The organism is Pseudomonas sp. Root569, assembly GCF_001427465.1.
Lineage (GTDB): Bacteria > Pseudomonadota > Gammaproteobacteria > Pseudomonadales > Pseudomonadaceae > Aquipseudomonas > Aquipseudomonas synxantha.
Map to the genome: position 1 here is coordinate 218,761 of NZ_LMGQ01000006.1, position 15,270 is coordinate 234,030.

Below are 15,270 nucleotides of genomic sequence, written 5' to 3' on the forward strand. Positions count from 1 at the left end.
CGAGTTTTTCGCAGATGGACACGCGGTATGCCTGGGCGGATGACGGCCGTGTCACCGTGCATAACGCTGATGGTAGCCAGGAAGTGTATGTCCACGATCAGCGTGCACGCCTGGTGCAGCGCATCGATCCGGACGGCGCCCAGCATTTCAAATCCTACGATGACAAGGGTCGACTGACCGTCGAGCAGGATCCGCTGGGTGCGGTGACGGCCTATCAGTACGACGAAGCCGGACGCTTGGTGGCGCTGTTTCCGGGGGATGACGAGCCGACGTCCTACGAGCATGACAATGGTTTCGTACGCGTAGTCAGGCGTGGCGAGGCGGTCTGGAAATATGAGCGTAATAGCCAGGGCGATGTTACGCGCAGGACCGATCCTGACGGGCAGGTCACGGACTACAGCTACAACAAACGTGGGCAACTAACCGGGGTTTGGTATCCCAATCACAGCTGTCATCGGCTGGTGTGGAATGAGCGTGGGCAGTTGCTTGAGGAGCAATTGCCCACTGGCGGGATCAAGCGCTATCGCTATGACGATCTAGGGCGGCAGGTTGCCCGTGAGGATGAACACGGGGCGCTGACCCAGTATCAATGGGACGCCGTAGGACGTCTACTGAAACTGTCCCAGCCCGGCGGCGCTTGCCGGGAATTGAGCTACAACCCCTACGGGCTACAACCCCTACGGAAAAATCATCGCCGAGCGCGATGAACTCGGCCACGTCACCCGCTACGAATACGAAGGCGGCCTGCACCTGATCAGCCGCCGCATCAATGCCGACGGCACCCAGGTCAAATATCGCTACGACAACGTTCGCTTACTGCTCACCGAGATCGAAAACGAAGTCGGCGAAACCTACCAGCTCGCCTACCACCCCAACGGCCTGCTCCAACAGGAAACCGGCTTCGACGGCCAGCGCACCGCCTACGTCTACGACCTCAACGGCAACCTGCAGGAAAAGACCGAATACGGCGACGACGGCAGTCAGCTCATTACCCGCTACGAGCGCGACCACGCCGGACGCCTCGTCCGAAAAACCCTGCCCGATGACAGCCTGGTTGATTATGCCTACGACCGCCAAGGCAACCTCCTCAGCGTCGAAGACGGCCATTGGGCCCTGGCCTACGAATACGACCGGCAAAACCGCCTCACCGCCGAACACCAAGGCTGGGGCACCTTGCGCTACGGCTACGACGCCTGCGGCCAGCTGAAAAANCAACCACGACAAAGGCGGCCACCTCGCCACCGTCGAGCTCAATGGCGAAGTGCTCACCTCGCACCTGTTCCGTGCCGGTCGTGAACACCAACGCCAACAAGGCCAGCTGCTCAGCCACTACCACTACGACGACCAGAATCGTCTGCACGCCCACGCCATCACCCAACAACAAAACCACCGCTACCAGCGCCAGTACGACTACGACAAATCCGGCAACCTCACCCGCCTGCTCGACACGCGCAAAGGCGAACACCGCTACCACTACGACCCCCTCGCCCGCCTGACCCGCGCCGACCACTCCCAAGACGTGCAGGAGCGCTTCGCCCACAACCCGGCGGGCAACCTGCTCATGCAAGACCGCCCCGGCCCGGACATCGTCGCGGCGAACCGCCTGGTGATCCAGGGCGACCGTCACTACGACTACGACGCCTTCGGCAACCTCATCCGCGAACGACGCGGCAAGGGCCATCAGCTCGTCACTGAATACCGCTACGACTGCCAGCACCGGCTGATCAGCGTGACGAAGCCCAATGGCGAAACCGCCAGTTATCGCTATGACCCGTTTGGGCGGCGTATCAGCAAGACCGTAGATGGCAAGACCACCGAGTTTTTCTGGCAAGGCGACAAGCTGATTGCCGAGCACCATGCGGATTGTCATCGCAGCTACATCTACGAACCGAACAGCTTTCGTCCACTGGCGCTACTGGAAGGCTTCGGGCCACAAGCCACAACGCCCTACCACTACCAACTCGACCACCTCGGCACACCGCAGGAACTCACCACGCACGAAGGCGAAATCGTCTGGTCCGCCCACTACCGCGCCTACGGCCAGATCGCCCGACTCGACGTAGGCAAGATCGACAATCCACTGCGTTTCCAAGGGCAGTATTTCGATCAGGAAAGCGGGCTGCACTACAACCGCCATCGCTACTACAATCCGGATATTGGTCGCTACCTGACGCCGGATCCGGTGAAGTTGGCGGGTGGGGTCAATGCCTACCGATACGTGCCCAATCCAACAGGGTGGGTGGATCCGCTAGGCTTAAGTAGGTGTCCAGGCGCGGAGGAATGTAAGCCGCATCAAAATACGGAAACCTCTCAAGAACAGGCAAAGGTGAATGAGGGGGCTCCTTCGCTGCCTGGCGCAGATAAAAAAAGAGAATATCTATATCGCGGAGATTTAAGAGAACCCGATGAAATCTTTGAAAATGGATTTGAAAGTAGAGGAGCAAGCACAGACATTTTCCTACACACGTTGAATAATGCCAGCCCTCCTAGCAATTTCGTCCCCACTTCGATCTCAAGGAGACAAGCGTTGGAGTTCGCTTCAAATTTTGGCTTCGAAGAAGGCTTTCTTTACACATTGAGAAAAATCCCTGGAATAGACGTAAACAAGGAGTTGGGCATGCGTTCCAAACATAAGAATGAATTAGAAATAGCAATTCCAGGACGAATAGATACGAAGGATATTTTAGGTGCATCCCCAGTCAATGAAGACGGCACCTTCAAGGGATACACGATATTGAACCCTAATAGGAAATACCCATGAAATCACGTGAAATCACTATCATCAAAAATGGTATACGTGACAGTGCTGTGATCGAATACGAAGGAGGCAAGCCCACCCTTTATCTTTTGCTACGTAATGGGACAAAAAAAACCTATACAGCAATGGATCTGTACGATTGCTTCGGTGTATTGAGAGCGGATATGAAAGATACAGTCTTTCTGTGCAAAGGCGCAAAAATCAACGTCCACACGTCAGGTATGTCTTCACATATGTCGAATGGACTTATTGCTTACGAGCTGGCAATGGGGCAACCAGACGGGGAAGTTGTGCATATATTCGCTCACGAGGAAAACGACCTCACCAACGATATACAAGAGCAGCATGATTTCTGCCAGCGCTGGGCTGAATCGGTGCAGACTTAACGAATTCCCCTGCGACAAATAAACTCCTTTGCCACAGGGTAAAACGCCGCCCTTAAATCCCCGCCAACGCCAAATCCATCGCAAAATACGTAAAGATCAAATCCGCCCCCGCCCGCTTGATCGACCCCAAGGTCTCGCGCACCACCCGGTCCTCATCAATCGCCCCGGCCTGTGCGCCAAATTTGATCATCGCGTACTCACCGCTCACCTGATACGCCGCCACTGGCAGGCGTGAAGCCTCGCGGATGTCGCGGATGATGTCGAGGTAGGCACCGGCTGGCTTGACCATCAGTGCGTCGGCACCTTCCTGTTCGTCGAGCAGCGATTCGCGCACGGCTTCGCGGCGGTTCATCGGGTTCATCTGGTAGCTTTTGCGGTCACCCTTGAGGGCGCTGCCGCCCGCTTCGCGGAATGGGCCGTAAAGAGCCGAGGCGAATTTGGTCGAGTAGGCCATGATCGGGATGTGGGTGAAACCGGCGTCATCGAGGGCGCGGCGGATGGCCTGGACCTGGCCGTCCATGGCGGCGGACGGAGCGATCACGTCGGCGCCGGCGCGGGCAGCGGCCACGGCTTGTTTGCCGAGGTTGACCAGGGTTGCGTCGTTGTCGACATGGGCACCGTGCATCACGCCGCAATGGCCATGGTCGGTGTATTCGCAGAAGCAGGTGTCGGACATCACAATCATTTCCGGCACTGCGTCCTTGATGATCGAGGACATGCGCGAAACCAGGCCGCGCTCTTTCCAGGTATCGCTGCCGTTGGCGTCGAGGTGGTGGGATACGCCGAAGGTCATCACCGACTTGATGCCGGCACGGGCGTAACGCTCGATCTCGCCGGCCAGTTTCTTCTCCGGGATACGCAGCACGCCCGGCATGCTGGTGATCGGCACGAAGTCGTCGATTTCTTCTTCGACGAAAATCGGCAACACCAAATCGTTAAGGGTGAATTCGCTTTCCTGGAACAAGCCACGCAGCTCCGGGGAACGGCGCAGGCGGCGTGGGCGGGCTTGGGGGAACTGACTGGTCATGGCTTTCCTGAAAAAATGGCTGAAATCTTTGGGGCCAAAGCTTATGCCCCCAAGTCCCGGCAACACAAATGCCAAGGGACCAATAGTGTATTGCCAGGCACGTAACAATTCATTGATCTAGAGCTGTAGTCGCCCTGCGATGCACACTGCCACGGCGCCACCTACCCAAACTTCATCCCCCTGGCGCTCGATGTGAATACGCCCCGCCCGCCCCATGGCCGTGCCTTGGCTGACCACGTAGCGGTTGGGCGCCAGGCCCTCGGCCAACAGCCATTGCGCCACACCGGCATTCAGGCTGCCGGTGGCCGGGTCTTCAGGGGCGCCGTCGCCGGCGACAAAGGCACGCACTTCAAAGTGTGCGTCTATTGCGTCACGTGCCGGGTCACAGGGGGCGATCACTCCCACGGCGAGATCTTGCAGTTGCGAATAGTCAGGTCGCAGGCCCAGCACCGCCTCACGATCAGCCAGCATCACCGCCAGCCAACCCGCCCCATTGTCGACCCACTGGCTGCGCACAATGGCCTCGGGCGCCAGGCCCAAGGCCAGCCGCACGCGCTCCAGCAACGGCGCCTCCAATGGCCCGGCACGCAACAACGGCGGTGCGATAAATGCCAACTCGTTACCTTGGCGGCGGATACGCACCAAGCCGATTTCGCACTCTTGGATAATCTCTTCCCCACGCGGCACGCCACCGGCCTGCAGCCACGCGTAACAACTGCCCAACGTGGGATGCCCGGCGAATGGCAGCTCCTTGAGGGTGGTGAAGATTCTTACCCGGTAATCGGCCCGCGGATCGCGAGGCGTCAGTAAAAACGTGGTTTCGCTGAGGTTGGTCCAATTGGCGAAGTCGGCCATTTGCTGGTCGGTAAGGCTGTCGGCGCCGAGCACCACGGCAAGCGGGTTGCCCTTGAGAGGCACTTCGCTGAAGACGTCCAGTTGTTTGAAATCGAAAGTCTGCATGCGTCAGCTCGGAATGTTCAGGCCACGGATCACCGCCGGACGTGCAACAAAGCCGTCCAGCGCGCGCAGTACGTTAGGGAAATCGGCAATGCCCACCAGGTCGCCGGACTCATAAAAGCCGATCAGGTTGCGGATCCAGGGGAAGGTGGCGATGTCGGCGATGCTGTAGTCGTCACCCATGATCCAGGTGCGGCCCAACAGGCGTTTTTCCAATACTTGCAGCAAGCGCCGGGATTCGGCGGCGTAGCGGTCCCGCGGGCGCTTGTCTTCATAAGCCTTGCCGGCGAACTTGTTGAAGAAGCCTAGCTGGCCAAACATCGGGCCGATCCCGCCCATCTGGAACATCAACCATTGCAGGGTTTCATAGCGGGTGGCCGGGTCTTCGGAGAGCAACTGGCTGGTTTTTTCCGCCAGGTAGATCAGGATCGCACCAGACTCGAACAACGCCAGCGGCTGCCCACCCGGGCCATTGGGGTCGATGATCGCGGGGATCTTGTTGTTGGGGTTCAGGGACAGGAACTCGGGGGACAGCTGGTCGTGGGTGTCGAAACTGACCTTGTGCGCCTCATAGGGCAGGCCCAGTTCTTCGAGCATGATCGACACCTTGACGCCGTTGGGCGTGGGTAACGAATACAGCTGCAAACGTTCCGGATGCTGGGCGGGCCATTTACTGTTGATCGGGAAAGCGGCAAGTGCATTCATTGAAGAACCCCTGGACGGAAAAGCCTCATGATAGTCATCCACCCGTTGTCGTGCATGGGTCATCGTTGCGCAACATTCCCCGGTTAGCATCCCGAGTGGCGAACCAAAGCGCCTGAATGCACTCTTAAGTGCGCCCGAAGGGTGAAAGGAGGCACCTTGCTATATCGACAGGGAACACCGCAGGACGCTTGAAGCGTCGCTGGGGCCGGGCTTGTCCGCCTTAATCCGACGCATGAAGACTCGAACCTATAATGAAGATCAAGCCTCTGCGCCTCGTGCAACGACTCAAACGTTATTCATACATGATGTTACCGCTGCTGCTGGTCAGCGCGGCCATCGTCACCGTCCTCGATGCCCGTGAAAGCCGTGCGCAACCCGTGGACGGCGTGCAAACCCTGGTATTCCTGCGCCACGGCGAAAAACCGGCCGGCGGTCTGGGCCAGCTCAATTGCCAGGGCCTGAACCGCGCCATGAACCTGGCCACGGTGCTGCCGGAAAAATTCGGCAAGGCCAACTACGTGTTTGCGGCCAACCCGACGCGCAATGTCGAGGAAGGCGAGCTGGATAATTCCTATAGCTACATTCGCCCGCTGATGACCATCAGCCCCAGCGCCATCAAGCTCGGCCTGCCGGTGAATATCAAGTTTTCGGCAAATGACACCAGCGCCCTCGCCGACGAACTGGTCGAAGACAAGTATCACAACGCGACGATCTATACCGCCTGGTCCCACGGTTACCTGCCGGAACTGATCAACAAGGTCGCCAGCGAAGCCGTCGGCGAAAAGCACACCATCACCGAAGACTGGTCCGGCAATGACTACGACTCGCTGTACGTGCTGACACTGACCTGGCACAACGGCAAGGCCTCGCTGCTCAGCCGCAACTATAAGCAGGGGCTGAACAACGGCGAGGAAAGCTGTCCGGATCCGACCCAGGTCAGTGCAGATATCTGAAGCTTGGGCCGCAGGGGCGTATGATGCCCGGCTATTGACTCACCTGCGGATTCTCTCCATGTCCAACCTCGCTTCCACCCAGCCCCGCCGGGGCTGGTCGTTCTGGTGGAAACCAGCGCTGTTTCTCCTGGTGGCCTGCATCGGCCTCTACTACGTGAAATGGTCGCCCTACTACCTCAAGGCGTTTGTAGCAGCCGACAACCACAGCATCGGCGCCTCGATCCTCAATGACCAGCAAAGCTCGCCCCTGGCGGCGGCGCTGGCCTATGCCCAGGTGTATTTCCTGGCGATCTGGAAAGCCGCCGTACTGGCGGTGATCCTCGGTTCGTTGCTGCAGGTGCTGATCCCCCGAGACTGGCTGCTGCGCCTGTTCGGCCGTGCCGGCCTGGGCTCGACCCTGCGCGGCGGGTTGTTTGCCCTGCCGGGGATGATGTGCAGTTGCTGTGCAGCCCCGGTGGCGGCAGGCATGCGGCGCCAGCAAGTGTCGGTCGGCGCGGCGCTGGCGTTCTGGATTGCCAACCCGGTGTTGAACCCGGCCACCCTGGTGTTCATGGGCTTTGTATTGGGCTGGGACTTCACCGCGCTGCGGCTGGTGGCGGGGATTGTGCTGGTGGTCGGGGTATCCCTGGTGGCGCAGCGTATTGCGCGCCCGGAGCAGGTACCGGAGGCGGCGCTGGAAGCCGTCGCCGAAGTCAGTACCGTGGAATCGCAACCGTTCCTGGTGCGCTGGCTGCGCACCCTATGGCAGTTGTTCTGGAGCACCATCCCGGTGTACATCCTGGCGGTACTGATCCTCGGCGCGGCACGGGTGTGGCTGTTCCCCCATGTAGACGGGGCGATGACCGACAGCCTGGTATGGCTGGTGCCGCTGGCGATTGTCGGCACACTGTTCGTGATTCCTACGGCGGCAGAGATTCCCATCGTACAAACCATGATGACCCTGGGCATGGGCACCGGCCCGGCCGTGGCGTTGCTGATGACCCTGCCAAGCGTGAGCCTGCCGTCGCTGTTGATGCTGCGCAAGGATTTCGATGCGAGGGTGCTGGTGACGGTGGCCGGGTTGACCATGCTGGTGGGGGTGGTGTGTGGGTTGATTGGGGCGGTGATTCTTTAGGGATGCGCTAAGGCTGAGGGCCCTGTTGGGGCATGGGTATCCACACAACTCTGACGTAGCGACCGTCAGTAACCACGATGCGAAGCGAGCCGCTCTTGATCTTGATCTTGATCTTGATCTGCTTCTGATCTTGATCTTAGGCGCCCCGTTAAACCACGCTGGCCGGAATTCGACAGGGATACGGGCACACCGAGCCTGGGCGAGGTGCCGAGTGGTGGGGCAAGAGCGTTTGGTTACTTTGCGCTTTTCAAAGTGACCCGCTGTAAAAGCGGAACCATAAGTGGCCGTTGCCCAAATAACGGATATGTACTCGGTCTGATTCAACATTCTGGTCGGCCGTCAGGCCGCCATCGGGGGCAAGCCCCCTCCCACATTTTGACCGTGTTCACCAATCAACATGTGGGAGCGGGCTTGCTCGCGAAGAGGCCCTTGAAATTCACTTATCAACCTCGTCGTCCGCTGCGCTCACGCAAATACTCCACCACTGCTGCCTGCTCGCCGACGAACTCGATCCGTGCGCCTTTCTTTTCACGCTGGAACGCGTACATCGGGTCGTAGTATTCGCGCAGCAATCCTTCAATCCACACCCGGTGCAGATCCACGGCGCCAGTTCGCGCCTGCTCCGCCAGAGCGTCCTGCAAGACGGCCTGCAACCGTTGGAAACGCTCACCGCCCAGACGCTTGTGGATATTGGCCAGGCTCTGGGTCAGGCGCTCGGCGAATAACGCCTGGCCGGTTTCACCAAACATCTCGATGAACTCGGCGCAAAGGTTCACCACGTAATCACCCAGGATGCGCTCGACGCGGCCCTCGACGCTGTCTTCCAGCCACACCATCGAAAATGTCTGCATGCTCTTGTGCAACGGCAAGGGCAAGGCGCAACTGCCGATCATGCGGCTCTCATCCTCGACCACAAACTGCTCGATGCCGCGTGCACGTTTCTTCAACAAGTCCACCGCCAGGCGGTTCTCAAAGTCGATATTCGACGGTTGCGACGTGGCGCGCTTGCCGAAGCTGGAACCACGATGATTGGCATGGCCTTCCAGGTCCAGGGCGTTGCGCAGTTGGCCAAGCACTTCGGTTTTGCCAGTGCCGGTCATGCCGCCAAGCAGCACGAAATCACACTGGCTGGTCGCCTGCTCCAGGGTCTCCAGCAGAAAAGCACGCATGGCCTTGTAGCCACCACCCACGCGGGGATAGTCAATGCCTGCTTCGGTTTTCAACCATTGCTGCACGATCTGCGAACGCAGCCCGCCACGGAAGCAGTACAGGTAGCCGTCGGGATTGGCCTGGGCAAAGTGCGCCCACTGCTCGATGCGCTTGGCCTTCGTCGCCCCGGACACCAGCTCATGCCCCAGTACAATGGCCGCTTGCTGGCCCTGCTGCTTGTAACAGGTACCGACCCGCTGACGCTCATCATCGGTCATCAGCGGCAGGTTAAGCACCCCTGGGAAGGCACCCTTGTTGAACTCGACCGGTGCGCGGGTATCCATCATCGGCCGGTCGTTGAGGAAGATGTCGCGGTAATCGGTGATGTCAGCCGCCATCAAACCACCTCTACCGCGTTGCTCTGTCGCTCAAACAACTCGCCGATAGGCTCAAGGGCCAGGCCGAGCTCGGCGGCTACCGCGTGGAACTCGGCGTCGCCTTCTGGAGTGACAGCGATCAGCAGGCCACCGCTGGTCTGCGGGTCGCACAGCACGCGCTTGTGCAACTCCTGCACACGGCCGAGCTTGCTGGCGTAGCTGTCGAAGTTGCGCAAGGTACCACCGGGTACGCAGCCTTGGTCCAGGTAGTACTCAACCCCAGGCAAGCGTGGGACTTTTGCATATTCAATGCGGGCCGTCAGGCCGCTACCGTCGGCCATTTCCACCAAGTGGCCAAGCAGGCCGAAACCGGTGACGTCGGTCATGGCCATCACACCCGCCAACTTGCCAAAGCGGCTGCCGGGTTTGTTGAGGGTGCACATCCAGTCACGGGCCAGGCCGATATCGGCCTCGCGCAACTTGCCCTTCTTTTCGGCGGTGGTGAGGATGCCGATGCCCAAGGGTTTGGTCAGGTACAGGCGGCAGCCGGCAGTGGCGGTGTCGTTACGCTTCATATGGCGTTTTTGCACGATGCCGGTCACGGCCAGGCCGAAGATCGGTTCCGGCGCATCGATCGAATGCCCACCCGCCAATGGAATGCCCGCAGCGTCGCATACAGCGCGACCACCACGGATTACTTCGCGGGCAATCTCGGGCGCCAGCACATTGACCGGCCAGCCGAGAATGGCGATGGCCATCAAGGGGTCGCCGCCCATGGCGTAGATGTCGCTGATGGCATTGGTGGCGGCGATGCGACCGAAGTCGAAGGGGTCGTCGACGATCGGCATGAAAAAATCGGTGGTGGATACCACGCCGCGCTCGTCGTCGATGGCGTATACCGCCGCATCATCGCGTGAGGCGTTGCCCACCCAGAGGTTGGGATCGAGGTTTTGTGCGCCGCTACCGGCCAGAATCACTTCCAACACCTGGGGCGAGATCTTGCAACCGCAACCCGCACCATGGCTGTACTGCGTAAGTCGAATCTGATCGCTCATGGAAAACCTCTGACTATCGTGTAGGAGAATTCTACCAGATAGCCAAAAGCCAACCGCGCTCTAATGAACGCGGCTGGCTTTTGAGGTCAAGCGTTACTGCCGGGCAGCAAGCAATCGTGCGTGCCGGTTACGCCGGGCGATGTTCAGACATTCGATCGCCGCCGAGAACGCCATGGCCGCATACACGTAGCCTTTAGGTACATGGGCGCCGAAGCCTTCAGCGATCAGCGTCATGCCGATCATGATCAGGAAGCCCAGGGCGAGCATCACCACCGTCGGGTTGTTATTGATGAACTTGGCCAAAGGTTCGGCCGCCACCAGCATCACAATCACCGAGACCACCACGGCGATGATCATGATCGGCAAGTGCTCGGTCATGCCCACGGCGGTGATGATGCTGTCGATGGAGAACACCAGGTCGAGCATCAGGATCTGGCCGATGGCCGCGGCAAAGCCGATGGTCACACCGTTGCTGACGGTGGCCTTCTCTTCGGGTTCCGGGTCCATGCTGTGATGGATCTCGGTGGTTGCCTTCCAGACCAGGAACAGGCCACCGGCGATCAGGATCATGTCTTTCCACGAAAACGCCTGGCCGAACACTTCGAATACCGGCGCCGTCAGCTGCACGATGAAGGCGATGGTGCTCAACAGGCCCAGGCGCAGGATCAACGCCATGCTGATACCGATGCGTCGCGCTTTGGCCCGATGCTTCTCGGGCAATTTGTTGGTGAGGATCGAGATGAAGATCAGGTTATCGATGCCCAGCACGATTTCCATGACGATCAAGGTGGCCAGGGCCACCCAGGCGGTGGGGCTGGCGGCCAGTTGTAAAAGGTAATCCATAGGTCAGTCCTGACGTGGTGGTGCTGGGAAATTAGGTTTCTTGGGTGTCGGATTCAGCGTCGTTTTCAGCGTCTTTTTCCTGCTTCTCAGGACTGATCAAGCCCTGGGTCGCTTCGCTCAATGCCTGTTCGGCGGCCTTGTGGGTGTCGTCGATGGCCTGCTTGGCCGATTCGGTGGCCTTGCCCAACACCTGTTGCGCGCTTTTCTCGACCTGATCACAACCACTGATCATTACCAATGAAAGCGCAAGCAACGACGCCGCGCCCAGGGAATTGAGTTTCATGGTGTATTCCTCGTTAGAACCATTGGGTCCAAATAGTGGCCCCGCGATAGCGAGGCATTCTATGCAGGCAAACAGTTCAGGAAAATTCGTATTTTTCTCGCGCATACTTCGGTTTTTACGAAGTGTAGACCGTCATGCTCAATTATCGACAGCTGCATTACTTCTGGGTGGTAGCCAAGACCGGCAGCATCGTGCGCGCCTGCGAGCAGTTGAACCTTACGCCCCAGACCATCAGCGGGCAGATCAGCCTGCTGGAACACACCTTCGGCATTGCGCTGTTCCAGCGTGTAGGGCGCCAGCTTGAGCTGACCGAAGCCGGGCGCCAGGCCCTGCCCTACGCCGAGCAGATGTTCCAGACCGGCAATGAACTGGAGGCGATGCTGCGAGCCCAGCCCGATGAACAACAGATTCCGTTCCGGGTCGGGGTGGCGGATGTGGTACCCAAGTCCATTGTCTACCGGTTGATCGCACCAACCATGGAGCTGAGCGAACCGATCCGCATCACCTGCCGTGAAGATAAACTGGAACGTTTATTGGCCGACCTGGCGATCCAGCGCCTGGACCTGGTGATTTCCGACAGTCCCATGCCCACGCATCTGGACATCAAGGGCTACAGCCAGAAGCTGGGGGAATGCGGTATCAGTTTTTTCGCCACCCAGGCGTTGGCTGACCAATATGGCGGTGATTTCCCACAGTGTTTGCAGGGCGCGCCGCTATTGATCCCGGGAGCGGAGACGGTGGTGCGCAGCCGTTTGCAGCGCTGGTTTGCCGAGCAGCAGGTTCAGCCCCGGATCATCGGCGAGTTCGATGACAGTGCGCTGATGCAAGCGTTCGGGCAATCCGGCAGTGGGATCTTTATTGCCCCCAGCGTGATCGCCGACGAGGTGGTACGCCAATACGGCGTGGCCCTGATCGGCCAGACCGATGCGGTGACCGAGTCGTTCTATGCGATTTCGGTGGAGCGCAAGGTCAAGCACCCTGGCATCGTGGCGATTACCGAAGGTGCCCGACGGGAGTTGTTTACCGCCCTGCCCTGATCTATCAGGTGCTGGGGGCGACCGATTGCTTGGCCATCATCAGCCACAGTGCCAGCAGGATCGACACCAGGATGAAGCCCGAAGCGGCAAACCCCAGGCTGCCCAGGCCCAAGGTATCGATGACATGCCCACCGACCATTGCGCCCAGACCGATGCCGAGGTTGGCGCCGGCGATATTCAGCGATGCGGCAAACGCCGGCGCATGGGGCGCGGCCTTCATCAGCCGCACATGGCTGACCAGGAACATCGCCGCCTGGGTTACGCCCCACACCGCCATCGCTGCCGCCAGGCCTATAGTCGAATGAATCGCCGGCACCACTGCCACCATGCCCGCGATCATGAACCCGCAGAACACCATGGATGCGATCAACGGGTGACGATCCACGGCGCGCCCGCCCAGAGAGTTGCCGATCAGCCCGACTGCGCCAAAGCCCATCAGGCACCAACCCACCAGCGTACCGTCGAACCCGGCCAGGCGCTCAAGGATATCCGCCAGGTAGGTATAAGCGGTGAACATGCCGCTGAACACCAGGATCGACAACAGGATATGCCCCTGCATCACCGGGCTGCGCAGGATCTTGAATTGTGAGCGCAAGGTGACCTGCTCGTTCTTCGCCCGGGTAACCGGCAAGTAGATAAACAGCAGCAACGCCTTGGCCAGGGCAATCACCGCGAGCACGGCGAACGCACTGCGCCAGCCGAACATATCGGAAATCAGCGTACCCACCGGAATGCCGAACACCGTGGCGCAGACGATGCCGAAGCCGATTTTTTCAATCGCACGCCCGGCGAACTCCGGGCCGACGATATCTACCGCCGTTTCGCTAGCCAAGGCCCAGAACACCGGCAGCCCCAAGGCAGGAATCAAACGGGCCAGGGACATTATCCAGATATTGGGCGCCAATGCCGCCACGGTATTGGCCACCGCGAACATGATCAGGATGCTGATAAACAGGCGCTTGCGCTGGAATCGTGCGCAGTACGCGGTCAGAAAGGGACCGAACGCCGCCACGGTAAATGCAAACAGCGTCACCAGCAGCCCAGCCTGGGACACACTGACATTCAGGTCCCGGGCAATCGACGGCAACAGGCCGACGATGATGAATTCTGTGGTCAGCACGGTAAAACCGGCAGCCGACAGCAGCAGGATAGGGAACAACATGAAAACTCCAGAAACGACGACATCAACGACAGCCCTGAGGGCCCGCTGACGGAGAGGAAAGATGAGAGGGGTGAATATTAACAGGATATGTCCGGGTTTGGACAAGTTCGACGGACGCGGGTGACTGAATGCCGCAGCGAACAAGACGCTTCGTACAGCATGTTAGACTTCGCGACTACTTCCTACAGTACTTTCTGCCTGCAATGCTGTACCCAACTAAAAAAACTAGAGACAACTCTTTATGACTGCTGCCCCTTCCCTGTTGCAACGTCTAATGCGCGTCAGCCTGGTCACCCAAATCGTCATCGGCCTGATCGCCGGGATCGTGCTGGCCTTGCTGTTTCCCGAGGCTGCCCGCGCCACCGGTTTTATCGGCAAGGTGTTTGTCACAGCGCTGAAAGCGGTCGCGCCGATCCTGGTGTTTGTACTGGTAATGGCCTCGATCGCCAACCATAAACACGGCCAGGAAACCCATATCCGCCCGATCCTGTTCCTGTATTTGCTCGGCACCTTTGCTGCTGCCGTGGTTGCAGTGGTGGCCAGCACCTTGTTCCCCTCTTCCCTGGTCCTCGCCACCCATGACGCCACCGTGAGCGCTCCCGGCGGTATTGGCGAAGTGTTGCAAAGCCTGCTGCTCAGCGTGGTGGATAACCCGATCAGCGCGCTGATGAACGCCAACTTCATCGGCATCCTTGCCTGGGCCATCGGCATGGGCATCGCCATTCGTCATGCCGGCGAAACCACCCGCACGGTACTGGACGACCTGTCCAACGGCGTGACCCTGATCGTGCGCGTGGTGATCCGCTTCGCCCCGCTGGGCATCTTTGGCCTGGTGGCCTCGACCCTGGCCACCTCTGGCTTTGGCGCCCTGCTCGGCTATGCCCATCTGCTGGTGGTGCTGATCGGCTGCATGCTATTCGTGGCGCTGGTGATCAACCCTGCCATCGTGTTCTGGAAGCTACGCCGCAACCCTTACCCGTTGGTGCTGATGTGCCTGCGTGAAAGCGGCATCACCGCATTTTTCACCCGCAGTTCGGCGGCGAACATTCCGGTCAACCTGGCGCTGAGCAAACGCCTGGGCCTGCATGAAGACACCTACTCGGTATCGATCCCACTCGGCGCCACCATCAATATGGCCGGTGCCGCGATCACCATCACCGTACTGACCCTGGCGGCCGTGCACACCCTCGGGATCGCCGTGGACCTGCCTACAGCCGTGCTGCTCAGCGTGGTTGCCGCGGTGTGTGCCTGCGGTGCATCGGGGGTGGCGGGTGGTTCGCTGCTGCTGATTCCACTGGCGTGCAGCCTGTTCGGCATTCCAAGTGAAATCGCCATGCAGGTAGTGGCCGTCGGTTTCATCATCGGTGTACTGCAGGATTCGGCGGAAACTGCACTCAACTCGTCGACCGATGTGCTGTTTACTGCGGCGGCGTGTCTGGGCAAGGAAGAACAGCCGGCTTAAAA

Annotated in this window: 13 protein-coding genes and 2 pseudogenes; 7 read left to right on the top strand and 8 right to left on the bottom strand. The window is 59.5% G+C overall.

Going from position 1 to position 15,270, the window contains the following annotated elements; translation table 11 throughout:
- The 3 genes and pseudogenes from ASD70_RS29330 to ASD70_RS07695 form a co-directional block, all read left to right on the top strand.
- Positions 1 to 1,211: pseudogene (locus ASD70_RS29330) on the top strand (type IV secretion protein Rhs); the annotation flags it as partial.
- Between the two features lies 1 nt (position 1,212).
- Positions 1,213 to 2,761 (top strand): annotated as a pseudogene (locus tag ASD70_RS07690) (RHS repeat-associated core domain-containing protein); the annotation flags it as partial.
- Positions 2,758 to 3,144: a hypothetical protein gene (locus ASD70_RS07695; RefSeq protein ID WP_056846100.1), complete on the top strand. Its 387-nt coding sequence runs from the start codon at positions 2,758 to 2,760 to the stop codon at positions 3,142 to 3,144. The pseudogene ASD70_RS07690 and the gene ASD70_RS07695, both read left to right, overlap by 4 nt.
- Positions 3,145 to 3,196: 52 nt before the next feature.
- Here the strand turns inward: ASD70_RS07695 and hemB are convergent, their stop codons facing one another.
- The 3 genes from hemB to ASD70_RS07710 all read right to left on the bottom strand — a co-directional run bounded on the left by hemB (position 3,197) and on the right by ASD70_RS07710 (position 5,833).
- The gene (gene hemB / locus ASD70_RS07700; RefSeq protein ID WP_049709018.1) at positions 3,197 to 4,171 is read right to left on the bottom strand and encodes a porphobilinogen synthase; all 975 of its coding nucleotides are present in this window, start codon (positions 4,169 to 4,171) and stop codon (positions 3,197 to 3,199) included.
- A gap of 117 nt (positions 4,172 to 4,288) precedes the next feature.
- Positions 4,289 to 5,131: a PhzF family phenazine biosynthesis protein gene (locus ASD70_RS07705; RefSeq protein WP_046071971.1), complete on the bottom strand. Its 843-nt coding sequence runs from the start codon at positions 5,129 to 5,131 to the stop codon at positions 4,289 to 4,291.
- A gap of 3 nt (positions 5,132 to 5,134) precedes the next feature.
- On the bottom strand, positions 5,135 to 5,833 hold the full coding sequence (locus tag ASD70_RS07710; RefSeq protein WP_046071970.1) for a glutathione S-transferase N-terminal domain-containing protein: 699 nt from the start codon (positions 5,831 to 5,833) through the stop codon (positions 5,135 to 5,137).
- A gap of 251 nt (positions 5,834 to 6,084) precedes the next feature.
- On the opposite strand from ASD70_RS07710, the gene ASD70_RS07715 reads away from it, so the two are divergent.
- Complete coding sequence (locus ASD70_RS07715) at positions 6,085 to 6,786, top strand: hypothetical protein (RefSeq protein ID WP_046071969.1); 702 nt, start codon at positions 6,085 to 6,087, stop codon at positions 6,784 to 6,786.
- Between the two features lie 58 nt (positions 6,787 to 6,844).
- Complete coding sequence (locus ASD70_RS07720; RefSeq protein WP_056846101.1) at positions 6,845 to 7,900, top strand: permease; 1,056 nt, start codon at positions 6,845 to 6,847, stop codon at positions 7,898 to 7,900.
- A 443-nt stretch (positions 7,901 to 8,343) separates the two neighbouring features.
- Here the strand turns inward: ASD70_RS07720 and mnmH are convergent, their stop codons facing one another.
- The 4 genes from mnmH to ASD70_RS07740 all read right to left on the bottom strand — a co-directional run bounded on the left by mnmH (position 8,344) and on the right by ASD70_RS07740 (position 11,607).
- Complete coding sequence (mnmH, locus tag ASD70_RS07725) at positions 8,344 to 9,447, bottom strand: tRNA 2-selenouridine(34) synthase MnmH (RefSeq protein ID WP_046071967.1); 1,104 nt, start codon at positions 9,445 to 9,447, stop codon at positions 8,344 to 8,346.
- Complete coding sequence (gene selD / locus ASD70_RS07730) at positions 9,447 to 10,481, bottom strand: selenide, water dikinase SelD (protein ID WP_046071966.1); 1,035 nt, start codon at positions 10,479 to 10,481, stop codon at positions 9,447 to 9,449. Before selD ends, mnmH begins: the two co-directional genes overlap by 1 nt.
- A 93-nt stretch (positions 10,482 to 10,574) precedes the next feature.
- Positions 10,575 to 11,324, bottom strand: coding sequence for a TerC family protein (locus ASD70_RS07735; protein WP_034119028.1), 750 nt, complete (start codon positions 11,322 to 11,324; stop codon positions 10,575 to 10,577).
- Between the two features lie 31 nt (positions 11,325 to 11,355).
- Positions 11,356 to 11,607, bottom strand: a complete 252-nt coding sequence (locus ASD70_RS07740; protein WP_046071965.1) for a hypothetical protein — start codon at positions 11,605 to 11,607, stop codon at positions 11,356 to 11,358.
- A 134-nt stretch (positions 11,608 to 11,741) separates the two neighbouring features.
- Here ASD70_RS07740 and nhaR point away from each other — a divergent pair, with 134 nt between their 5' ends.
- The gene (nhaR, locus tag ASD70_RS07745) at positions 11,742 to 12,644 is read left to right on the top strand and encodes a transcriptional activator NhaR (RefSeq protein WP_046071964.1); all 903 of its coding nucleotides are present in this window, start codon (positions 11,742 to 11,744) and stop codon (positions 12,642 to 12,644) included.
- A 4-nt stretch (positions 12,645 to 12,648) separates the two neighbouring features.
- On the opposite strand, the gene ASD70_RS07750 is transcribed toward nhaR, so the two are convergent.
- Complete coding sequence (locus ASD70_RS07750; protein ID WP_056846102.1) at positions 12,649 to 13,806, bottom strand: MFS transporter; 1,158 nt, start codon at positions 13,804 to 13,806, stop codon at positions 12,649 to 12,651.
- Positions 13,807 to 14,047: 241 nt separating this feature from the next.
- Between ASD70_RS07750 and sstT the strand changes: the two genes are divergently transcribed.
- The gene (sstT, locus tag ASD70_RS07755) at positions 14,048 to 15,268 is read left to right on the top strand and encodes a serine/threonine transporter SstT (RefSeq protein WP_056846103.1); all 1,221 of its coding nucleotides are present in this window, start codon (positions 14,048 to 14,050) and stop codon (positions 15,266 to 15,268) included.
- Positions 15,269 to 15,270 lie beyond the last annotated feature (2 nt).